This is a genomic window from Luteipulveratus mongoliensis (genome assembly GCF_001190945.1).
GTDB lineage: Bacteria > Actinomycetota > Actinomycetes > Actinomycetales > Dermatophilaceae > Luteipulveratus > Luteipulveratus mongoliensis.
The window spans coordinates 4,624,329-4,646,962 of the sequence record NZ_CP011112.1; the positions used below are offsets into that span (position 1 = coordinate 4,624,329).

General features: G+C 67.9%; 19 protein-coding genes. 2 read left to right on the forward strand and 17 right to left on the reverse strand.

Features of this window, described 5'->3' with window-relative positions:
- Positions 1–34: 34 nt before the first annotated feature.
- A complete protein-coding gene (locus tag VV02_RS21975; protein ID WP_083450598.1) occupies positions 35–1,957 on the forward strand; it encodes a PhoX family protein in 1,923 nt (640 codons plus the stop codon).
- Positions 1,958–2,061: 104 nt separating this feature from the next.
- Here VV02_RS21975 and VV02_RS21980 read toward each other — a convergent pair whose 3' ends face one another.
- The 17 genes from VV02_RS21980 to VV02_RS22060 all read right to left on the reverse strand — a co-directional run bounded on the left by VV02_RS21980 (position 2,062) and on the right by VV02_RS22060 (position 21,213).
- Positions 2,062–3,057, reverse strand: a complete 996-nt coding sequence (locus VV02_RS21980; protein ID WP_052595098.1) for a polyprenyl synthetase family protein — start codon at positions 3,055–3,057, stop codon at positions 2,062–2,064.
- Positions 3,054–4,616 carry an NADH-quinone oxidoreductase subunit NuoN gene (gene nuoN, locus VV02_RS21985; protein ID WP_052595100.1) on the reverse strand — a complete coding sequence of 521 codons (1,563 nt, stop codon included), beginning with the start codon at positions 4,614–4,616 and terminating at the stop codon, positions 3,054–3,056. Before nuoN ends, VV02_RS21980 begins: the two co-directional genes overlap by 4 nt.
- Positions 4,613–6,172, reverse strand: coding sequence for an NADH-quinone oxidoreductase subunit M (locus VV02_RS21990; protein WP_052595102.1), 1,560 nt, complete (start codon positions 6,170–6,172; stop codon positions 4,613–4,615). The genes nuoN and VV02_RS21990 overlap by 4 nt, the downstream gene beginning before the upstream one ends.
- Positions 6,172–8,049: an NADH-quinone oxidoreductase subunit L gene (gene nuoL / locus VV02_RS21995; RefSeq protein WP_083450599.1), complete on the reverse strand. Its 1,878-nt coding sequence runs from the start codon at positions 8,047–8,049 to the stop codon at positions 6,172–6,174. The genes VV02_RS21990 and nuoL overlap by 1 nt, the downstream gene beginning before the upstream one ends.
- Positions 8,050–8,128: 79 nt before the next feature.
- Positions 8,129–8,428 (reverse strand): NADH-quinone oxidoreductase subunit NuoK, encoded by a 300-nt coding sequence (nuoK, locus tag VV02_RS22000; protein ID WP_052595104.1) that lies wholly within the window; start codon positions 8,426–8,428, stop codon positions 8,129–8,131.
- The gene (locus VV02_RS22005; protein ID WP_052595106.1) at positions 8,425–9,225 is read right to left on the reverse strand and encodes an NADH-quinone oxidoreductase subunit J; all 801 of its coding nucleotides are present in this window, start codon (positions 9,223–9,225) and stop codon (positions 8,425–8,427) included. Before VV02_RS22005 ends, nuoK begins: the two co-directional genes overlap by 4 nt.
- The gene (gene nuoI / locus VV02_RS22010; RefSeq protein ID WP_052595108.1) at positions 9,222–9,848 is read right to left on the reverse strand and encodes an NADH-quinone oxidoreductase subunit NuoI; all 627 of its coding nucleotides are present in this window, start codon (positions 9,846–9,848) and stop codon (positions 9,222–9,224) included. Before nuoI ends, VV02_RS22005 begins: the two co-directional genes overlap by 4 nt.
- A complete protein-coding gene (nuoH, locus tag VV02_RS22015; RefSeq protein WP_052595110.1) occupies positions 9,841–11,226 on the reverse strand; it encodes an NADH-quinone oxidoreductase subunit NuoH in 1,386 nt (461 codons plus the stop codon). The genes nuoI and nuoH overlap by 8 nt, the downstream gene beginning before the upstream one ends.
- Positions 11,223–13,715, reverse strand: a complete 2,493-nt coding sequence (locus VV02_RS22020; protein WP_052595111.1) for an NADH-quinone oxidoreductase subunit G — start codon at positions 13,713–13,715, stop codon at positions 11,223–11,225. Before VV02_RS22020 ends, nuoH begins: the two co-directional genes overlap by 4 nt.
- Positions 13,712–15,031 carry an NADH-quinone oxidoreductase subunit NuoF gene (nuoF, locus tag VV02_RS22025; RefSeq protein WP_052595114.1) on the reverse strand — a complete coding sequence of 440 codons (1,320 nt, stop codon included), beginning with the start codon at positions 15,029–15,031 and terminating at the stop codon, positions 13,712–13,714. The genes VV02_RS22020 and nuoF overlap by 4 nt, the downstream gene beginning before the upstream one ends.
- Positions 15,028–15,783, reverse strand: a complete 756-nt coding sequence (nuoE, locus tag VV02_RS22030) for an NADH-quinone oxidoreductase subunit NuoE (protein WP_083450351.1) — start codon at positions 15,781–15,783, stop codon at positions 15,028–15,030. Before nuoE ends, nuoF begins: the two co-directional genes overlap by 4 nt.
- The gene (locus VV02_RS22035; protein WP_052595116.1) at positions 15,780–17,135 is read right to left on the reverse strand and encodes an NADH-quinone oxidoreductase subunit D; all 1,356 of its coding nucleotides are present in this window, start codon (positions 17,133–17,135) and stop codon (positions 15,780–15,782) included. The genes nuoE and VV02_RS22035 overlap by 4 nt, the downstream gene beginning before the upstream one ends.
- Entirely contained in the window at positions 17,135–17,944 is an 810-nt protein-coding gene (locus VV02_RS22040) for an NADH-quinone oxidoreductase subunit C (RefSeq protein WP_083450352.1), read from the reverse strand. The genes VV02_RS22035 and VV02_RS22040 overlap by 1 nt, the downstream gene beginning before the upstream one ends.
- Positions 17,944–18,498 (reverse strand): NuoB/complex I 20 kDa subunit family protein, encoded by a 555-nt coding sequence (locus VV02_RS22045; protein WP_052595118.1) that lies wholly within the window; start codon positions 18,496–18,498, stop codon positions 17,944–17,946. The genes VV02_RS22040 and VV02_RS22045 overlap by 1 nt, the downstream gene beginning before the upstream one ends.
- 135 nt (positions 18,499–18,633) lie before the next feature.
- Positions 18,634–19,002 carry an NADH-quinone oxidoreductase subunit A gene (locus tag VV02_RS22050; protein WP_052595120.1) on the reverse strand — a complete coding sequence of 123 codons (369 nt, stop codon included), beginning with the start codon at positions 19,000–19,002 and terminating at the stop codon, positions 18,634–18,636.
- Between the two features lie 71 nt (positions 19,003–19,073).
- Positions 19,074–20,393, reverse strand: a complete 1,320-nt coding sequence (locus tag VV02_RS22055; protein WP_052595122.1) for a geranylgeranyl reductase family protein — start codon at positions 20,391–20,393, stop codon at positions 19,074–19,076.
- Positions 20,394–20,520: 127 nt separating this feature from the next.
- Positions 20,521–21,213: a demethylmenaquinone methyltransferase gene (locus tag VV02_RS22060; RefSeq protein WP_052597409.1), complete on the reverse strand. Its 693-nt coding sequence runs from the start codon at positions 21,211–21,213 to the stop codon at positions 20,521–20,523.
- 135 nt (positions 21,214–21,348) lie between these two features.
- On the opposite strand from VV02_RS22060, the gene VV02_RS22065 reads away from it, so the two are divergent.
- Complete coding sequence (locus VV02_RS22065; RefSeq protein ID WP_052595124.1) at positions 21,349–22,632, forward strand: isochorismate synthase; 1,284 nt, start codon at positions 21,349–21,351, stop codon at positions 22,630–22,632.
- Positions 22,633–22,634 lie beyond the last annotated feature (2 nt).

A 22,634-nucleotide genomic window follows, 5' to 3' on the forward strand; every position in this document is an offset into this window, starting at 1 on the left:
GGCCACCGTCACCCATCCCGGCGGCCGCAGCCCCATGACCTGCCACTACCGCTGCGACGACGCCTGCTCCAAGCCGGTCCCCAACACCTCAGGCAGCGCCTACTTCGGTGACATCTTCACGGCCGGCATCAGCCGTCGTACGGCCCTGAAGGCCACCGGCGTCACCGCCGCCGCAGCCGGTCTGTACGCCGTCGCCGGCACCCAGCCCGCGGCCGCCGCAACCGCCGGTCGGGGCGGGCGCAGCTCGTACGTGTACGACTTCGAGGGCACCGCGCCGCAGCCGTTCGAGACCGACAAGGTCATCACGCCCAAGGGCTTCACCTGGAAGCCGCTGGTCAAGTGGGGCGACCCGATCGTCAAGGGCGCACCGAAGTTCGACTTCGACAAGCAGACGGCCGCCGCGCAGGCGAAGCAGTTCGGCTACAACTGCGACTACGTCGGACTGGTCCGCGCGCGGGGCTGCCACGACAAGGGTCTGCTCGTCGTCAACAACGAGTACACCAACGACGAGCTGATGTTCCGCGGCTACACCGGTGCGGCCGCTCTCACCCCGGAGCAGATCAAGATCACGATGGCCGCGCACGGCATGTCCGTCGTCGAGGTCAGCAAGAAGGGCCGTGAGTGGAAGGCCCGCCTCGGAGCCCGCCAGAACCGCCGCATCACGACCACGACGCCGTTCGCCTTCGACGGTCCGGCGGCGGGTTCGGAGCTGCTGCAGACCAAGGCCGACCCGACCGGCCGCCGGGTGCTCGGGACGTTCGGCAACTGCTCGGGCGGCGTAACCCCTTGGGGCACAGTGCTTTCGGGCGAAGAGAACTTCAACGGCTACTTCAAGGTCGACGCCGCTCCGGCCGGCCAGGAGGACGCGTTCAAGCGCTACGGCCTCACCGGCTCCAAGGGTCGCTCGTGGGAGAAGGTCGACCCGCGCTTCGACGCTGCGCAGGACCCCAACGAGTCCAACCGGTTCGGCTACGTCATCGAGGTCGACCCATCCGACCCGCGCTCCACACCGCGCAAGCACACCGCCATGGGTCGTCTGAAGCACGAGGGCGCCAACGTCACGATCGCTCCGGACGGCCGCGCGGTGGCGGTCATGGGTGATGACGAGAAGTTCGACTACATGTACAAGTTTGTCTCGTCCGGGAAGTACGTCGAGGGCAACAAGCGGCACAACATGTCGCTGCTCACGGAGGGCGACCTGTACGTCGCGAAGTTCACCGGCGACGGCGCGCAGGACGGCGTCAGCGACGGCACCGGCGAGTGGCTGCCGCTCGTCCTCGACGGGAAGTCCAAGGTCCCCGGCTTCACCGTCGCGCAGGTCCTGGTCCACACGCGCCTGGCCGCCGACAAGGTCGGCCCGACCAAGATGGACCGTCCTGAGGACGTCGACATCAACCCGGTCAACAAGCGGGTCTATGCCGCGCTGACCAACAACGACAAGCGGGTGCCGAGCCAGATCGACGAGGCCAACCCGCGCGCCACCAACAAGCACGGCCAGGTCATCGAGATCACCGCGCCCAAGAACGATCACACGAAGACGACCTTCACCTGGAAGCTCGTCCTCATCTGCGGTGACCCCAACGACCCGGCGACCTACTTCAACGGGTACGACCGCACCCAGGTCAGCCCGATCTCCTGCCCCGACAACGTGGCCTTCGACTCCAAGGGCAACCTGTGGATCTCCACTGATGGCAACGCTCTTGGCAACGCGGACGCGTTCTTCATGATGCCGCTGAGCGGTCCGTACCAGGGTCACCTGCAGCAGTTCCAGACGATGCCGCACGGTGCGGAGTCGGCGGGGCCGCTGATCGTCGACGACACCACAGTGCTGTGCTCGGTCCAGCACCCGGGCGAGGTCGAGGGCGCATCACCCGATGCGCCGGTCAGCCAGTTCCCGTACGACGGCACGGGCCAGCCGCGACCTTCGGTCATCCAGGTCTTCGCGACCAAGCACTGACGGCCGCCCCACCCGACTACCCCGCCGTTCTCGCCACTCCTCGGGTGAAATGACGAGTCATCTCACCCGGGGAAGTGGCCGGGACGGCGGGGTAGTCGGTCTGGCTAGGTGGTGCGGTGGGCGACGGCGAGCGGGAGGCCGCGGAGTGCGTCCTGGGCGTCGCCGGCACCGAGCGTGCCGATGAGGTCGGCCGCGCGCTGGGCCAGACCGATGGTGTGCTCGCGCGCCTGGTCGATCGCCTCGTGCTGGCGTAGCAGCCCCAGAGTCTCGGCATGCAGCGCGTCGTCGGTGAGCTCGCCGGCCAACAGCTCCTGCAGCCGTGCGTCCGCGGGGTCCTGCGAGGCGCGGGCGTAGAGCACCGGCAGCGTTGCGACGCCCTCGCGCAGGTCAGTGCCGGGGGTCTTGCCCGACTGCTCCTGGTCGGAGGTGATGTCGAGGATGTCGTCGGACAGCTGGAAGACCATGCCGACCAGCTCGCCGTACTCGCGCATGAGGTCGACCGTGGACTCCGGGCAGCGTCCGAACTTCGCGCCATAACGTGCCGCCGTGGCGATCAGCACACCGGTCTTGTCGGCCAGCACCTGCAGGTAGTGCTGCATCGGGTCGGCGCCGGCCGGCGCCTGCCGGTCGTCCTGGATCTGACCCGCGCACAGGCGTACGAACGTCTGTGCCTGGATCAGCACCGCCTCCGAGCCGAGGCCGGCGACGATCTCCGAGGCCTTCCCGAACAACAGGTCGCCGACGAGGATCGCGGTCGAGTTGTCGTAGGTGGCGTTGGCGCTGGGTATGCCGTGGCGTACGTCGGCCTCGTCCATCACGTCGTCGTGGTAGAGCGAGGCCATGTGCGTGAGCTCGACCCCGGTCGCGGCATCGACGACGTCGTCACTGCGACCCTCGCCGAGCTCGGCAGCCAGCAACGTCAGCATCGGCCGGAATCGCTTGCCACCCTCGATCAGGTGGCTCGAGGCACGCGCGATGAACGGGTCGTCGTGGTCGACGACCTGACGCAGTCGTACCTCGACCGCCGAAAGCCCCTCCTGCAGACGCGAGGTCAGCTCGGCCGAGGCGCCCGGCAGGGCCGTCAGAGCAGCTGCGGTCATGGGATGAACAGCGACGAGTCGTTGGCCAGGTCGAGCAGCGGTGACGGCACGACGCCGAGCAGCAGGGTCACGGCGAGACCCACCGTCACAGCCGCAGCGGTCAAGATCGACGGCGCGAGGACGATCGTGTCGCCGGTCGGCTCGGAGAAGTACATGAGCACGATGACCCGGACGTAGACGAATGCCGTGATGGCAGAGGCGAGTACGCCGATCACGGCCAGCCAGGTGCCGTCGTGACCGACCGCAGCGCCGAACACCGCGAACTTCGCCGTGAAACCGGAGGTGAGCGGGATACCGGCGAAGGCGAGCATCAAGAACGTGAACGAGCCCGCGACCACCGGACTGGTCTTGCCCAGCCCGGCCCACTGCGACAGGTGCGTCGCCTCGGAGCCCGATGACCGGACCAGCGCGATCAGGGCGAACGCCGCGATGGTGCTGAAGCCGTACGCGACGAGGTAGAACATCGTGGCCGAGACGCCGGCGCGGTCCATCGCGAGCACACCCACCAGCACGAAGCCGGCGTGAGTGATCGAGGAGTACGCGAGCAGCCGCTTGATGTCGGTCTGCGTGACGGACAGGACGGCGCCGACGATCATGGTGAGCACGGCGACGACCGCGATGACGGGCTGCCAGTTCCAGCGCAGACCCTCGAATGCGACGTACAGCACGCGCAGCAGCGCCCCGAAGGCGGCGACCTTGGTGCACGCGGCCATGAAGCCGGTGACCGGGGTCGGCGCGCCCTGGTAGACGTCCGGGGTCCAGGAGTGGAACGGCACCGCGCCGACCTTGAACAGGAGGCCGACCGCGATGAGGAGGACACCCGGCACGGCGATGCTGTCCATGCCGTTGGTGGCTGGGACGGCGGCCGCGATCTTGGTGAAGTTGACCGAACCGGCGAAGCCGTAGATCAGGGCCGAGCCGAACAGGAAGAACGCCGAGGAGAACGCGCCCAGCAGGAAGTACTTCAGCGAGGCCTCCTGCGACAGCAGGCGGCGCCGGCGAGCCAGGCCCGTCAGGATGTAGAGCGGCAGGGAGAGAACCTCGAGGGCGATGAACATCGTCAGCAGGTCGCCCGCGGCCGGGAACATCATCATGCCGCTCAGGGCGAAGAGCGTCAGCGGGAAGAACTCCGTGGTGGTCGCTCCCAGGCGTACGGCAGTGGCTTCCTGGGGCGAGCCCGGCACCGCGGAGCCGGACTGGGTGAACGTGTCTGCCTGTGAGGTGTCGAGCCGCTCGGCCATGGCCAGCAGGCCGATCGCGCCGAGCGCCAGGACGGTGCCCTGCAGGAACAGCGCCGGGCCGTCGATCACGATGGCACCGGCCGCGGTCTTGGCCTGGTGGTCGCGGGAGTAGAGCACCAGGACCAGGAACGCCGCAATGATGGCGGCCAGCGTGAAGCCCAGCTGGATGACGTAGCGGCTGCGCCGAGGCGCGAACGCCTCGATGAGCACGCCCACGAGGGCCGCACCGAAGATGATGAAGATCGGCAGGACCGCGGCGTACTCGACCTTGGCCTGGACGAACTCAGCGGCGGGCACGCTGCTCAGCGCGGCGGTCACTTGGCAATCCCTTCAGCGGAGCCGATCGGTGCTGCATCGGCGGGTGCGACGTCAGGCTTGGGGTCGGTGACCCCGACGTGCTGCAACGTGGTCGTGACCGCGGGACGCAGCAGGTCCAGGGCGGGCTTCGGGAAGAACCCGAGGAACAGGAAGATCCCGATCAACGGTGCGGCGACGAGCTTCTCGCGGACGCTGAGGTCCTTGACGTCGCCACGGTCCTCCGGCTTGGGCCCGGTCATGACGTTCTTGTACATGAGCAGGACGTAGAGCGCGGCGAGGATCACGCCGGTCACCGCGATGACTGTGGCGACCTTGTACTTGTCGAACGAGCCTGCCATCACAAGGAACTCGGAGATGAAGGAGTTCAGACCGGGCAGCGACAGCGCAGACAGACCGGCGATGAGGAAGACCCCAGCCAGTGCCGGCGTGACCCGCTGCCAGCCGCCGAAGTCGGAGATGTTCTTGCTCCCCCGACGTGCGATCAGCATCCCGGCGAACAAGAACAGCGCTGCGGTGGTGAACCCGTGGTTGACCATGTAGAGCGTCGAGCCCAGGTGAGAGGTGCTGGTCATCGCGAAGATGCCCAGCACGATGAAGCCGAAGTGGCTGATCGAGGTGTAGGCGATCAGTCGCATCATGTCGGTCTGGCCGATGGCGACCAGCGCGGCGTACAGGATCGAGATCACCGCCAGCACGATGACCGCCGGTGTCGCCCACTTGCTGGCCTCGGGGAACATCTGTAGGCAGAAGCGGATCATCCCGAAGGTGCCGACCTTGTCGAGCACACCGACCAGGAGGACGGCCGTCGCCGGCCGGGCCTCGGTCGCGGCATCGGGCAGCCAGGTGTGCACCGGCCACATCGGCGCCTTGACCGCGAACGCGAAGAAGAAGCCGAGGAACAGCAGCCGCTCGGTGTTGGTGGAGATGTCCAGCCCGGTCAGCTTGCTGATCAGGAAGCCGTCGTCGCCACCGGGGCCCTGGATGTAGAGCGCGATGACCGCGACCAGCATGACCAGTCCGCCCAGGAGGGAGAACAGCAGGAACTTCACCGCGGCGTACTGCCGGTTGGCACCACCGAACGAGCCGATCAGGAAGTAGATCGGGATCAGCATCGCCTCGAAGAAGACGTAGAACAAGAAGACGTCGGTGGCGGAGAAGACGCCGATCATGAAGGTCAGCAGGACCAGCATGAGCGCGTAGTAGGTCTGCTGGCGCCGACCCACCTCCGGCACGTCGTCCCAGGCAGCGACCAGGCAGATGGGCACGAGCACGAGGCTCATCAGGATCAGGCTGAGCGCGATGCCATCGACACCGAGGGCGTACGAGACGCCGAACTGCTTGATCCACGAGTGGGTCTCGGTCAGCTGGAACTGCTGGCCGCCACCGTCCCAGTCGAACTGGAACGCCGCGAGCAGGCCGACGACGAGCGTCACCAGGGAGAACCCGAGCGCGATCGGACGGGCCAGCCGCGCGGAGCCCGAGGGCAGCAGCGCCACCACGAGAGCACCGAGCAGCGGGATGACACCCAGCGTCGTCAGCCAGGGAAAGTCGGACATCACTGCACCACCCAGACGGCACCGAGGATTGCGACGACGCCCACGAGCATCGTCAGGGCGTAGGACCGGACGTAGCCGTTCTGCACCTTCTTGAGGCGGGCTGAGGTGCCGCCGATGAGCGCTGCGGTGCCACCCACGGCGCCGTCGACGCCCTTGTTGTCGGCGAACACGAGCGCGCGGGTGAGGTGCAGACCGGGCCGCTGGAAGACGGCCTCGTTGATGTCGTCCTGGAACAGGTCACGGCGTGCGGACCGGGTGGCCACGGAGCCGACCGGCGGGGTCACCGGCACCTCGTCGCGCCAGTAGCGCAACCAGGCGAGCGCGGCGCCGAGGACGATGAGCACGAACGTGAGGCCGGTGATCAGCGGCACCGACATCACCGGATCGTGCTCCTCGTGATGGCCGACGATGGGTTCGAGCCAGTCGGTGATGACACCGGTCGGGCCGAGCGCGAGACCGAGGAACGCCGAGCCGATCGCCAGGATCATCATCGGGATGGTCATCGTCAGCGGCGACTCGTGCGGGTGCACGTCGTCAGTCCAGCGGCGCTTGCCGTGGAAGGTCATGAAGAACAGCCGCGACATGTAGAACGCCGTGATGCCGGCGCCGAAGAGCGCGGCCAGGCCGAAGACCCACGGCCGCCAGCCGTCGCCGACGAACGCCGACTCGATGATCTTGTCCTTGGACCAGAAGCCCGACAGACCCGGGAAGCCGATGATCGCCAGCCAGCCGAGGCCGAAGGTGATCCACGTAATCTTCATCACCGCGGACAGCCCACCGAAGCGGCGCATGTTGACCTGGTCGTTCATGCCGTGCATGACAGAACCGGCGCCGAGGAACATGCCGGCCTTGAAGAAGCCGTGCGTGAGCAGGTGGAAGATCGCGAACGCGTAACCGACCGGACCGAGCCCAGCGGCCAGCACCATGTAGCCGATCTGCGACATCGTCGAGGCGGCCAGCGCCTTCTTCATATCGTCCTTGGCGCAACCGACGATGGCACCGAAGAGCAAGGTGATCGCACCGACGATGGTGACGACCAGTCGCGCATCGGGCGCTCCGTCGAAGATCGCGCTGCTGCGCACGATCAGGTAGACACCGGCGGTGACCATCGTCGCCGCGTGGATCAGGGCGGACACCGGAGTCGGGCCGGCCATGGCGTCACCGAGCCAGCTCTGCAGCGGGAACTGCGCCGACTTGCCGCAGGCACCGACGAGCAGCAGCAGGCCGATGACCGTGAGCGCTCCCTCGGAGGCGCCGCCGACCGCGGCGTTGACGCCCGCGAAGTCGACCCGACCGAAGGTGGCGAACATCGCGAAGATCGCCAGCAGCATCCCGGCGTCACCGACACGGTTGACGACGAACGCCTTGTTGGCCGCGGTGGCGTACGCCGGGTTGTGGTTCCAGAAGCCGATGAGCAGGTACGACGCCAGACCGACGCCCTCCCAGCCGACGAACAGCAGGAGGTAGGAGTCGGCCAGAACCAGCAGCAGCATCGCTGCGATGAACAGGTTGAGGTAGGCGAAGAACCGGCGCTTGTCCGGGTCGTGCTCCATGTAGCCCAGGGAGTAGACGTGGATCAGCGAGCCGACGAAGGTGATCAGCATGACGAACGTCAGCGCCAGCTGGTCGATCTGCAGGCCGGCGTCGAGGTTGAAGCCGCCCGCGGGGATCCACGAGTAGAGGTGCAGGTGCTGGGCACGCTCCTCCGTGTCGCGGCCCAGCATTTCCACGATCGTGGCGACGCCGACGCCGAAGCTGGCCCAGGCCAGGCCGGTCGCCAGCGGCGGTCCGATCTTGTCGAGGGCCTTCCCGCCGAGCAGCAGGATCGCGGCACCGGCGAGTGGCAGGGCCACCAGCAGCCAGGCGTACGACGCCATCCCGGTGGCGTCATGCGCTCCGCCGGTGGACTCAGCCACCAGCGAAGCAGCGGTACTCAGGTGAGACACGCCGGCTCCTTTACAGCTTCAACAGGTTGGCGTCATCGACCGAGGCCGACCGACGCGCACGGAAGATGGCCATGATGATGGCCAGGCCGACAACGACCTCAGCCGCAGCAACGACCATCACGAAGAGTGCGATGACCTGGCCGTCGAGCTGCCCGTGCATACGGGAGAAGGTGACGAAGGCCAGGTTGGCGGCGTTGAGCATCAGCTCCACGCCCATGAAGACGATGATCGCGTTGCGGCGCAGCAGCACCGTCGCCGCGCCGATCGAGAAGAGGATCGCCGACAGATAGACGTAGTTGGTCAGACTCATGCGTCCTCCCCCTTCTCCTCGCTCGTGTGCTCGGTGATCACGTCACCGGTCTCGCGCTCGATCTCGGCCGTCGCCTCGGTGTAGGGCGTCGAGCCGCCGATCTGGCCACGCGCTCGCAGCACACGCGAGATGGACAGCTCGGCCGGCGAACCATCCGGCAGCAGAGCCGGGGTGTCGACCGCGTTGTGCCGGGCGTAGACACCGGGGGCTGGCAGACCGGCGACGTTCTCGCCACTGCGGATGCGGTGACGGGACCAGTCGGCCTGGCTCGGCTTGCTGGTGAGCCGCTCGCGGTGCGCGAGCAGCATGGCGCCGATGGCCGCGGTGATGAGCAGCGCGCTGGTCGCCTCGAAAGCCCAGACGTAGTCGCCGAAGATCAGTCGCGCGGCACCACTGACGTTGCCGTCCTGGTTGGCCTCATCGAGCCCGCGCGGGGCTCCGAAGGTGGCCTTGCCGATCGCGCCGAGGGCGAGCGCGGCCAGGGCCGCCGCGAGCAGCAGGCCCGCCCAGCGCTGTCCTCGGATCGTCTCGACCAGGGAGTCGGAGGAGTCGACGCCGACGAGCATGATGACGAACAGGAACAGCATCATCACGGCGCCGGAGTAGACGAAGATCTGGATGACGCCAAGGAATTCGGCCTGCTGGGTGATGTAGAAGACACCCAGGATGATCATGGTCGAGGCCATGCCGACCGCCGCGTGCACCGCCTTGCGAGCGAACAGCAGCGCCAAGGCACCGGCGACCGCGAGCGGAGCCGCGATCCAGAAGAGTGCGGACTCCGCACCGCCGACGGTCATACGCCCTCGCCTTTCTCGGCGGCCGCCATCGCGGCCTCGGACTGCTCCTTCGCCTGGACCCAGCGCTCCTGCTCAGGCGTCGCGCCCGACACCTTGCCCTGGTAGTAGTCGCGCTCCTCCATGCCCTCGACCATCGGGTGCGGCGCGGGCAGCATGCCGCTCTGCACCGGAGCCAACAGCTGGTCCTTGGTGAAGATGAGGTCGGCGCGGTTGTCGTCCGCGAGCTCGTACTCGTTGGTCATCGTCAGCGCGCGCGTCGGGCAGGCCTCGATGCACAGTCCGCAGAAGATGCAGCGCAGATAGTTGATCTGGTAGACGCGGCCGTAGCGCTCACCCGGGGAGAAACGCTCGCCGTCGGCGTCGTTGTTGTCCGCACCCTCGACGAGGATCGCGTCGGCCGGGCAGGCCCAGGCGCACAGCTCGCAGCCGACGCACTTCTCGAGGCCGTCCGGGTGCCGGTTGAGCTGGTGGCGACCGTGGAAGCGCAGCTGGGTCGGCCGCTTGTCCTCGGGGTACTGCTCGGTCTCGATCTTGCGGAACATCGTCGCGAAGGTCACGCCGAAGCCGGCGACCTTGGCGCCGAGCCCCGGCTCTTTAGCCTTCTTGGCCTTGTGGTCAGCCACGGTTGTCCTCCGAAACAGGGTCGGTGGTGTGTGCGGCGGCCAGGGCCGGCACCGGCTCGACCAGTCGCTGGCCGGGCAGCGGCGGCACAGGGTGGCCGCCGGCGAACGGGTCGATCTCCTCGGGCGGACGATCGGCTTCCTTCAAAGCCTGCTTCTTGACCTGCTGGTTGTCGTAGATCCACGCCGCGGCGAGGACCAGCAAGGCGATGCAGGCGATCACGAAGAGCGTCGCCCGTGGGAAGTCGCGCCCCAGCACACTGACCCGGCTGTCACCGAGGAAGCCCAGCTCGGCCGCGCGGATGAACGCCACCATGACGACCCAGACCAGCGTGGTCGGGATGAGGACCTTCCAGCCCAGCCGCATGAACTGGTCGTAGCGGACACGAGGCAGCGAGCCGCGCAGCCACACGAAGAAGAACATGAACAGCCACAGCTTGATGAAGAACCACAGCAGGCCCCACCAGCCGCCGTTGAGCATGCCGTCACCGATGGCCGCGATGCCGGGAGGTGCCGCGGGTCCGCCGAGGAACAGCGTCGTGGCGAGCGCCGAGACGGTGAACATGTTGACGTACTCACCGAGGAAGAACATCGCGAACTTCAGCGAGGAGTACTCGGTGTGGAAGCCACCGGTCAGCTCGCCCTCGCCCTCGGCAAGGTCGAACGGCAGACGGTTGGTCTCGCCGACCATCGTGATGACGTAGACGACGAATGAGAAGAACGCCGGGATGATGTACCAGAGGTCGTTCTGCGCGAGCACGATCTGCGAGGTCGACATCGAGCCGGCGTAGAGGAAGACGGCGACGAGCGCGAGACCCATCGCGATCTCGTACGAGATCACCTGAGCCGAGCTGCGCAGCCCACCGAGCAGCGGGTAGGTCGAGCCCGAGGACCAGCCGGCCAGCACGATGCCGTAGACACCGACGCCGGCGACCGCGAGCACCAGCAACGTGGCGACCGGGGTGTCGGTCAGCTGCAGCGGCGTCTTGTGGCCGAACATCCAGACGGTGCCGCCCATCGGGATGATCGCGAACGACACGAACGCCATCGCGCCGGCGAGCGCCGGGGCCACCCAGAACATGATCTTGTCGGCGGCTTTGGGGACGATGTCCTCCTTGAGCGCCAGCTTCACACCGTCGGCGAGCGTCTGCAGCAGACCGAACGGACCCGTCCGGTTGGGGCCGGGACGCTGCTGCATGCGGCCGATCACCCGCCGCTCGAACCAGATCACGATCAGCGTGTTGACCAGGAGCACGACGAAGACGAGCAGCGCCTTGATCAGCGACAGCCACCACGGGGTGTCGCTGAAGTCGGCCGTCGGGTTGTCGGCAGGCTGCGGCAGGGCGGTGGAGTACGCCGCCAGCTGGGTCAGCGTGCTCATGCGGCACCTCCGCCGGTCGAGTAGGGCGGAGCGCTAGCGGAGTCCGTATCGAGACCAGGTGACGCGGACGCCAGCTGGACGATGGATCCGGCGTCAGCGCTGAGTGTCGTACGCACCGTAGAGCCTTCGGAGTTGGTCGGCAGCCAGACCACGTGGTCGGGCATCTCAGTCACCTCGACCGGCACGGTGATGGTGCCCGTGCGGGTCGACACGGAGATCGCGCCGCCGTCGGTCACACCGGCACCCTCCGCGGTCGCGGCCGAGACCCGCGCCACCGCGGCGCGCGCGGTGCCGGCCAGGAACGGCTCGTTGTCCTGCAGCCGTCCCTTGTCGAGCATCAGCGGCCAGGTCGCGAGGACGGCTTCGCCGACCAGCGGTCGCGGCACACCGTTGCTCTTGGCGCGCGGCTTGGGAGCGCGGTCGCCCGTCCAGGGACCCAGCTCGTCCATCTCGGTGTGGATCTGGTCCAGCGAACGCGTCCCGAGGAACTCGCCCATCTCGCCGGCCAGCAGATCCAGCACCCGGAAGTCGGACATCGCGTTGGACTCCAGCGCCTTGTCGAAGGGCCGTACGCGACCCTCCCAGTCCACGAACATGCCCGCCTTCTCCTGGTGCGGAGCCACGGGAAGGACGACATCGGCGTACGCCGGCACGAGACCCTTGCGGATCTCGAGGGAGACGATGAACGCCCGCTCCAGCGCTGCGGTCGCGACCTTCTGGTCGACCAGGTCGTCCGGGTCGACACCACCGATGACGAGCGCGTCGAGCTCGCCCGTGCTGGCGGCCTCCAGGATGGCGGCGGTGTCGCGACCGACGTCGGCGGGCAGGTCCGAGGCGCCCCAGACGGTGCCCACCTCGGTACGTGCCGCGGCGTCCGCGACCGGACGACCGCCGGGCAGGAGGTTGGGCAGCGCGCCGACCTCGAGCGCACCACGCTCACCGGCGCGACGCGGGACCCAGGCCACGCGAGCGCCCTTGCTCTCGGCCAGTGCGAGCACGGCGGACAGGCCGCCGGGCACGGTGGCCAGGCGGCTGCCGACGAGGATCAGGCTGTCCTTGCCGATGGCCTTGCCGGCCTCGGCCAGCTGGCCCTGACCGTCATCCAGGGCGGCCAGCACCTCGGCCTCGGTGCCCGGAGCCGTCGGGATGAGCGTGCCGCCCATCTTCTCCAGGCCACGAGTGGCGTACGGAGAGAGCGAGAAGATCTTGGACTTGTTCGTGCGCCATGCCTTGCGCAGCCGCAGGAACAAGATCGCGGCCTCGTCCTCGGGCTCCAGCCCGACGAGCAGGGTCGCCGCGGACTTCTCAACATCGGCGTACGTCACCGACCCGCCCTCGGGGCCGGTGGCGACGACCGCATGCGCGAGGAACTCCGCCTCCTCGGTGGAGTGCGGGCGGGCGCGGAAGTCGATGTCGTTGGTGCCGAGCACGAGGCGCGCGAACTTGCTGTACGCGTACGCGTCCTCAGCGCTGATGCGACCACCCGTCAGCACGCCGACGCCCTTGGCGCGAGCCTTCGCCAGGCCCTCGGCGGCAGCGGCCAGAGCCTCGGGCCAGCCCGAGACCTGCAGCTTGCCGTCGGCGTCGCGCACGAGCGGGGTGTCCAAGCGGTCCTTGGCCGTGGCGTAAGTGAACGCCCAGCGGCCCTTGTCGCAGTTCCACTCCTCGTTGACGTCCGGGTTGTCCAGCGCCATGCGGCGCAGCACGACACCACGACGGTGGTCCACGCGCAGCGAGCAGCCACCGGCGCAGTGCTCACACACGCTCGGCGTGGACACCAGGTCGAACGGGCGCGACCGGAAGCGGTAGGCCGCACCGGTCAGTGCACCCACCGGGCAGATCTGCACGGTGTTGCCGGAGAAGTAGGAGTCGAACGGCTTCTCCTCGTAGATGCCGACCTGCTGCAGCGCACCACGCTCGATGAGCGCGATGAACGGGTCGCCGGCGATCTGATCGGAGAAGCGGGTGCAGCGTGCACACAGCACGCAGCGCTCGCGGTCCAGCAGGACCTGCGAGGAGATGTTGATCGGCTTGGGGAAGGTGCGCTTGATGTCCTCGAAGCGCGACACCTCACGCCCGTTGGACATCGCCTGGTTCTGCAGGGGGCACTCGCCGCCCTTGTCGCAGACCGGGCAGTCCAGCGGGTGGTTGATGAGCAACAGCTCCATGACGCCGTGCTGCGCCTTGTCGGCGACCTTGGAGGTCTGCTGGGTCTTGACCTCCATACCGTCGCCGACCTCCATGGTGCAGGAGGCCTGGGGCTTGGGCATCGGCCGCAGCGAGCCGTCCGGTCCCTTGGTCGAGACCTCGACCAGGCACTGACGGCAGGCGCCGACCGGCTCCAGCAGCGGGTGGTCGCAGAAGCGCGGGATCTGGATGCCGACCTGCTCGGCCGCGCGAATGATCAGCGTGCCCTTGGGGACGCTGACCTCGACGCCGTCGACAGTGAGCGAGACCTGATCGGTCTTCTGCTCCGAGGTGACAGTCATGCGTGCACGGTCTCCTTAGCGGACTGCGGGAACAGCACCGACTTCTCCGGCGGGAACAGCTCCCACCAGGGCTGGCTCATGCCGGCCTCGAACTCGGGGCGGAAGTACTGCACCGCTGACGTGATGGGCGAGGTCGCGCCGTCGCCGAGGGCGCAGAACGACCGGCCGAGGATGTTGTCGCAGACGTCGACCAGCTTGTCGATGTCGTCCTGGGTGCCCTGGCCGTGCTCGAGCCGGGTCATGATCTGCTTCAACCAGAACGTGCCCTCACGGCAGGGCGTGCACTTGCCGCAGGACTCGTGCGCGTAGAAGTCGGTCCAGCGCGAGACCGCGCGGACGACCGAGACGGTCTCGTCGAAGATCTGCAGTGCTCGGGTGCCGAGCATGGAGCCGGCCGCGGCGACGGACTCGAAGTCCAACGGCACGTCCCAGTGCGCGTCGGTGAAGATTGGCGTCGAGGAGCCACCCGGCGTCCAGAACTTCAGCTGGTGACCGTTCCTGATGCCGCCGGCCATGTCGACGAGCTCGCGCAGCGTGATGCCGAGCGGCGCTTCGTACTGGCCCGGCCGCGTGACGTGACCGGACAGGCTGAAGATGCCGAAGCCCTTGGACTTCTCGGTGCCCATGTCGCCGAACCAGTCGGCGCCGTGCAGGACGATCGGCGGGATCGAGGCGATCGACTCAACGTTGTTGACCACAGTCGGCCGGGCGTACAGACCGGCGACGGCGGGGAACGGTGGCTTGAGGCGCGGCTGCCCGCGGCGTCCCTCGAGGGAGTCCAGCAGTGCCGTCTCCTCACCGCAGATGTAGGCGCCTGCGCCGGCGTGGACGGTGACCTCCAGGTCGAAGCCGGAGCCGTGGATGTTCGTGCCGAGGTGACCGGCGGCGTACGCCTCCTCGACCGCGCGCAGCAGCCGACGGTAGACGTGCACGGTCTCACCACGCAGGTAGATGAATGCGTGGTTGCAGCCGATGGCGTACGACGTGATCGCGACACCCTCGATGAGGAACTGCGGCGCCGCCATCATCAGCGGGATGTCCTTGCAGGTGCCCGGCTCGGACTCGTCCGCGTTGACCACCAGGTAGCGGGGGCCGCCGTCCGGAGCAGGCAGGAAGCCCCACTTCATACCGGTCGGGAAGCCTGCGCCGCCACGACCGCGCAAGCCCGAGTCCTTGGACAGCTGGACGAGGTCCTCGGGCTTCATCGCCAGGGACTTCTTGAGCGCCTGGTAGCCCTCGTTGCGTTCGTACGTCGCCAGCGTCCAGCTCTGCGGGTCGTCCCAGAACTTGGTGAGGATCGGCGTCAGATCGGTCACGACTGCTGCTCCTTCGGCTCCTCGGCGGCAGGCTCGGGAGCCGGCGTCCGGGTGAACTGCTGCTTGCCCGAGGCGATGCGCAGCCCCTCCAGCGAAGCCGGTCCGGCACCGACGCCCTGGTCGGCGCGACCGTCGTTGAAGCCGGCCAGCACTCGCGACATCTCCTTGAAGGTGCAGACGTTGTCCGCGCCGCGCGTCGGGTGCACCGCCTTGCCGGCCCGCAGGTCGTCCACGAGCTGCTTGGTCGACTCGGGCGTCTGGTTGTCGAAGAACTCCCAGTTGGTCATCACCACGGGCGCGAAGTCACACGCCGCGTTGCACTCGACGCGCTCGAGGGTGACCTTGCCGTCCTCAGTGGTCTCGTCGTGACCGATGCCGAGGTGCTCGGAGACCTCGTCCCAGATCTGGTCGCCGCCCATGATCGCGCAGAGCGTGTTGGTGCAGACGCCGACGGTGTACTCGCCGTTGGGGTGGCGTTTGTACTGGGTGTAGAACGTCGCGACTCCGCTGACCTCGGCCTCGGAAAGGTCGAGCTGCTCGGCGCAGAAGGTCACGCCGCGGCCCGTCACGAAACCGTCGACGCTCTGGATGAGGTGCAGCAGCGGGAGCAGGGCCGACCGCTTCTGCGGATAGCGCGCGATGACCGCCTCGGCGTCGTGCGCCAGGGACGCCAGCGTCTCGTCGTCGTAGGGCTCTTCGCTGGCGTACAGCGGCGTCAGCTCGTGGAGCGGGCCGTCATGGAGCTCGGTCATCGGTCCACGCCTCCCATCACGGGGTCGATGCTCGCGACCGCGACGATGACGTCAGCGACGGCACCGCCCTCGGACATCGCGGCGGTGGCCTGCAGGTTGTTGAAGCTCGGGTCGCGGAAGTGTGCGCGATAAGGGCGCGTCCCGCCGTCGGACACGACGTGACAGCCGAGCTCGCCCTTGGGGCTCTCGATGCCGACGTACGCCTGGCCCGCCGGAACCCGGAAGCCCTCGGTCACCAGCTTGAAGTGATGGATGAGCGACTCCATCGACTCACCCATGATCTTGCGGATGTGATCGAGGCTGTTGCCCTGACCGTCCGAACCGACCGAGAGCTGCGCCGGCCAGGCGATCTTCTTGTCCTCGACCATGACCGGGCCCGGGTTCGCATCCAGGCGGTCCAGCGTCTGCTCGACGATCTTGAGCGACTCGTGCATCTCGTTGATCCGGATGCGCAGTCGGCCGTAGGCGTCGCACGTGTCCTCGACCGGGACATCGAACTCGTAGTTCTCGTAGCCGCAGTAGGGGTCGGACTTGCGCAGGTCGTGCGGCAACCCGGTCGACCGCAGCACGGGGCCGGTCATGCCGAGCGCGATGCAGCCCGTCAGGTCGAGGTAGCCGACATCGACGGTGCGGCCCTTGAGGATCGGGTTCTCGAGCAGCAGTGCCTCGAGCTCGTGAATCCCCTTGCGCAGCAACGGAATCGTCTCGCGGACCTTGTCGATGCAACCGTCGGGCAGGTCCTGCGCCACACCGCCGGGGCGGATGTAGGCGTTGTTCATGCGCAGGCCGGTGACCATCTCGAAGATCGACAGGATCCGCTCGCGCTCGCGGAAGCCGATCGTCATGACAGTCGTCGCGCCCATCTCCATGCCACCGGTCGCGAGGGCGACGAGGTGGGAGGTGATGCGGTTGAGCTCCATCATCATCACGCGGATGGTCGACGCACGCTCCGGGATCTGGTCGGTGATCCCGAGGGCCTTCTCGACCGCGAGGCAGAACGACGCCTCGTTGAAGAGCGGCATGACGTAGTCCATGCGGGTGCAGAAGGTCACGCCCTGGGTCCAGGTGCGGAACTCCATGTTCTTCTCGATGCCGGTGTGCAGGTAGCCGATACCCGCGCGGGCCTCGGTGACCGTCTCGCCGTCCAGCTCGAGGATGAGGCGGAGCACGCCGTGCGTCGACGGGTGCTGCGGGCCCATGTTGACGACGATGCGTTCTTCGTTGAGCGCCGCCGCTTCGCTGACGACGTCGTCCCAGTCGCCGCCGAACGCGTTGAGCACCGGGGCGTCGTCGACACCGTCGGCGTGACGGGCTTCTGCCGTCGAGTACACATCTTCTGCTTGAGTGCTCATCAGGTGTACGACCTCCGCTCGTCCGCGGGCGGGATGGTGGCGCCCTTGTACTCCACCGGAATACCGCCGAGGGGGTAGTCCTTGCGCTGCGGGTGACCCGGCCAGTCGTCGGGCATGAGGATGCGAGTCAGAGCGGGATGCCCGTCGAACTCGATCCCGAACATGTCCCAGGTCTCCCGCTCGTGCCAGTCAATGCCGGGATAGACCGAGACGATCGAGGGGATGTGCCGGTCATCGTCCGGGCACGTCACCTCAAGCCGAATTCGCTTGCTGCCATTGGTGATCGACACGAAGTGGTAGACCGCGTGCAGCTCCGCGCCGGTCTCCTGCGGGTAGTGCACACCGGAGACACCGAGGCACATCTCGAAGCGCAGGCTCGGCTCGTCACGCAGCGCCTGCGCGATCACCGGCAGGTGCTCACGGCGTACGAAGACGGTCAGCTCTCCCCGGTCCACGACCACGCGCTCGACCGCGTCGTCGTACGACGTCGCCCCGGTGCGCTGCAGCGCGCCGCCGATGTCGTCGGTCATCTGGTCGAAGTAGCCGCCGTAGGGCTTGGCCGTCGCACCCGGGAACAGGATCGGCCGCTTGAGGCCGCCGTAACCGCTGGTGTCGTTGCCGAGCGAGGAGCCGAACATGCCCTTGCGCTCGCCGACCTGAACCGGCTGGCCGTCCTCGGGCGCCTGCTCCTGCGGGATCACGGCACCTTCTTGGGCGGCCTCCGTGAGGGCCTTCTCCGGAGCGTCTGCCGGATCCTTCACCGGACCCGTGACCGGATCCCCTGCGGTCGGCTTGTCGTTCTCAGCCATCAGGCGAGGAGTCCCTTCATGGCGTGCGTGGGTGTCGCCTCGAGCGCGGCCTTCTCAGCAGCGCGCGCCGCCTCGACCCGGTTGACGCCGAGCTTGCCGCCCTGGATCTGCTCGTGCAGCTCCAGGATCGCGTTGAGCAGCATCTGCGGTCGCGGCGGACAGCCGGGCAGGTAGACGTCGACCGGGATGATGTGGTCGACGCCCTGGACGATCGCGTAGTTGTTGAACATGCCGCCCGAGCTGGCGCAGACACCCATCGAGATGACCCACTTGGGCTCCGGCATCTGGTCGTAGACCTGGCGGACGACCGGCGCCATCTTCTGGCTCACCCGGCCGGCCACGATCATCAGGTCAGCCTGGCGCGGCGTCGCGCTGAAGCGCTCCATACCGAAGCGGGCGATGTCGTAGTCGGGCGTGCCGACGGCCATCATCTCGATCGCACAGCAGGCCAGACCGAACGTCGCCGGCCAGACCGAGCTCTTGCGCATGTAGCCGGCCAGCTGCTCGACCGTGGTCAGCAGGAAGCCCGCGGGGAGCTTCTCTTCGATACCCACTTCAGTTCCTTCCGACGTGGCCGGTCGAGTAGCCCGGAGCGCTAGCGGAGGGCGTATCGAGACCAGGTGAGAGCGGTCGCGTGGTCTCGATACGGGCTCGGCCAGCGCCTCGCCCTACTCGACCAGCGGAGTTCGTCAGTCCCACTCGAGCCCACCCCTGCGCCACACATAGGCGTACGCGACGAAGACCGTGATGATGAACAGGACCATCTCGACCAGCGCGAACAGACCCATCTGGTCGAACGCGACGGCGAACGGGTAGAGGAAGACCGACTCGATGTCGAAGATGATGAAGAGCATCGCCGTCAGGTAGTACTTGATCGGCACGCGACCGCCGCCGTCGGCGTGCGGGCTCGGCTGGATGCCGCATTCGTACGCCTCGACCTTGGCCCGGTTGTAGCGCTTGGGCCCGGCGAGTGCTCCGGCGACGACCGAGAACACCGCAAAACCGGCGCCGATCGCTGCGAAGAACAGCAACGGGGCGTAGGAGTAGGACCCGTTCACTTCGCAGGCTCCTTCCGTGCGCCCTGGGGGCGGCGCGTCCTCATCGTATTGACGTTGTCCATCACAAACGCTCAGGCAGCGGGTGCGATACGGGACAGCGCGTTGAGCAGGCGGTCCCCGGCTGAACCACCGTGTGGCTCGGACAGGTTGGCCATGACCTTCAGGAGGTACTTCATCATCGTTTCGCGCGGTAGTCCGTACTTCACGGCAAGCTTCATGATCTCGGGGTGCCCGATCATCTTGGCGAAGCCACGGCCGAGTGTGTAGTAGCCACCCAGGGCATCTTTCATGACGCCCGGGTAGGACTGCAGGACGCGCTCGCGACCCGCGTCGTCGGTGCGCGCGAACGCCTGCGCCACGACCTCGGCCGCCAGCCGTCCCGACTCCATCGCGTAGGCGATGCCCTCACCGTTGAACGGGTTGACCATGCCGCCCGCGTCACCGACCAGCAGCAGGCCGTCGGCGTAGTGCGGCTGCCGGTTGAAGCCCATCGGCAGGGCGGCGCCACGGATGTCGCCGACCATCGTCTCGTCGTTGTAGGTCCACTCCTGCGGCATGGTGGCGACCCACCGCTTCATGACGTCCTTGTAGTCCGTCTTGCCGAAGGCGCTGGAGGTGTTGAGGATGCCGAGGCCGATGTTGCTGGTGCCGTCGCCGACACCGAAGATCCAGCCGTAGCCGGGCAGGAGTACGTCCTTGCCCTCGTCATCCTTGGACCACAGCTCCAGCCAGGACTCCAGGTAGTCGTCGTCGTGGCGGGGGCTCGTGTAGTAGGTCCGCACGGCCACACCCATCGGGCGGTCCTCGCGCTTCTGCCGGTCCATCGCCAACGAGAGCCGCGAGGAGTTGCCATCGGCCGCGATGACCAGCGGCGCGTCGAAGCGGAGCTGCTTGCCGGTCGCCCGGCCGGACTCGTCCATCTCCTTGGCGGTGACACCGATGATGTGCCCGGTCGCGTCGCTGCGCACTGCGCCGGTGACGTTGACCCGCTCGTGCAGACGGGCGCCGTGCTTGACCGCGTGCTTGGCCAGGATGTCGTCGAAGTCCTGGCGGGTGCGAACGAGGCCGTAGGGCGGGAAGCTCGACAGGTCGGGCCAGTCCAGCTGCAGCCGCATGCCGCCGCCGATGATGCGCAGGCCCTTGTTCTTGATCCAGCCCTCGTCCTCGGGCGTCGGGATGCCGAGCGTGATGAGCTCGCGCACCGCGCGGGGAGTGAGGCCGTCGCCGCAGACCTTCTCGCGCGGGAAGGACGTCTTCTCCAGCAGGAGGACATCGAGGCCGGCCATCGCCAGGTACGCCGCGGTAGCCGATCCCCCGGGACCGGCACCGACGACGATGACGTCGGCGGACTCCGATGCTGCGGGGCTCGAGGAAAGGTTGTGCTGGCTCACGTCCGCGTCCTTGCGCTTGTGATTCTCTTCACGAACTCCCCCACTGTAGGACTGCTCGCAGAGCCCGACCTAGTGAGGGATACCTAACCTCTCGGCGCCCGCTGCCAGCAACCAGGCGCCGTGCGGGCTAGGGCTTCGTCCCGCGGTGCAAGGCGACGACGCCGCCGCTCAGGTTGCGCCACTCCGGGGCCGACCAGCCGGCCTGGACCATACGGTCCGCGAGCCCCTGCTGATCGGGCCAGGTCTGGATCGACTCGGCGAGGTAGACGTACGACTCGGCGTTGGACCCGACCTTGCTCGCGATCCGCGGCAGGGAGCGCATGAGGTACTCGCTGTAGACCTTGCGGAACGCCGGGTTGGTGGGCGTGGAGAACTCGCAGATCACCACGCGGCCGCCGGGCTTGGTCACCCGCGCGAACTCCGCGAGCGCGGCCACCGGGTCGACGACGTTGCGCAGCCCGAACGACATCGTGACGGCCTCGAACGACGCGTCGGCGAACGGCAGCCGCATCGCGTCAGCCGCGGCGAACGCCAGGTGCGGGTACTGCTTCTTGCCCTGCCGCAGCATGCCGAGCGAGAAGTCCGCGGGGACGACGTTGACGCCCTGCAGCGCGAACGGCTCGCTGCTCGTGCCGGTGCCTGCGGCGATGTCGAGCACGGTGTCGCCGGCCGACGCATCGACGGCCTCGAGCACGAGGCGGCGCCACCGACGGTCCTGCCCCATCGACAGCACATCGTTGGTCAGGTCATAGCGAGCGGCCACGTCGTCGAACATCCGAGCGACGTCCTGAGGGCGCTTGTCGAGGCTGGCGCGGTTCATGCGGTCATCCTGACGCATGCCCTTATGTGTCGCCTGTGCGCTACCCATGAACCACCTTGCTGCGACGAGCGCCACACCGAGGACCACACCTTCGAGGGAGGGCGCATCCGGCTGAGTCCTTTAGTCTGTGCCCTCGTGACCTCTGAACCGGCGGGCCCTCCGTCAACTGTTCCGGTGCTGGTCGCGCGCACCTCACCGGTGCCCGACCCGGGCCGGCTCACCCAGCTGCTGCCCGACCATCTGCCTGCTGGCGACCTGATGTCCTGGCTGCGCGAGGGAGATGGTCTGGTCGGCTGGGGACGCGCCGCCTCCATCGAGACCAAGGGCCCGGACCGGTTCGAGGAAGCCTCGGCCTGGTGGCGTGAGGTCGCGTCGCGCGCCGTGGTGCGCGATGGCGTACGCCGGCCCGGCACCGGCCCTGTCGCCTTCGGCTCGTTCTCCTTCCGCGGTGCGTCGGAGGCCGGCGCGACCCTCGTCGTACCGTCCGTCATCGTCGGCCGCCGCGACGGCGTCACCTGGATGACGACGGTCAGCACGGGCGACAACCTGCCCCAGCCGCCCGATCTGGCTCCGGCGTTGGCGCCAGAAGCACCGCTCAACCCCGTCCTCACCGAGGGCGCTCTCACCGGTGCGCAGTGGGCCGACGCGGTGCACGACGCGGTCGGACAGATCCAGCGTGGCCGGGTCGACAAGGTCGTGCTGGCCCGCGACATCGAGGTCGTCGCTGACCAGCCGGTCGACGTCCGGTGGCTGCTGGAGCGACTCGCGTCGAGCTATGCCAACACGTGGACCTTCAGCGTCGACGGTCTCGTCGGCGCCACGCCGGAGCTGCTCGTACGCCGGGAGAAGGGTCTGGTGCACTCGCGCATCCTGGCGGGCACCATCCGTCGCACGGGCGACGACGAGCACGACCTGGCGCTCGCCGCCGGCCTGGCGCGCTCGTCCAAGGATCTCGAGGAGCACGAGTACGCCGTGCGCTCGGTCGCCGAGGCGCTGAGCCCGCACTGCCAGTCGATGAACGTGCCCGAGGCACCGTTCGTCCTGCACCTGCCCAACGTGATGCACCTCGCGACCGACGTCGCCGGGGTACTCGGTGACGAGGCCTCCTCGTTGACGCTCGCGCAGTCGCTGCACCCGTCGGCCGCGGTGTGCGGCACTCCGACCGCGGAGGCTGCCGAGCTCATCGTCGAGCTGGAGCAGATGGACCGCGCTCGCTACGCCGGCCCGGTCGGCTGGATGGACAGCAAGGGCGACGGCGAGTGGGGCATCGCGCTCCGTTGCGGACAGCTGGACAACGAAAACCCTTCGCGCATGAGGATATTCGCTGGATGCGGCATCGTCGCCGGCTCCGATCCGCAGGCCGAGCTGGCGGAGTCCGAGGCCAAGCTGCTGCCGATGAGGCACGCGCTCGGCTCCTGACC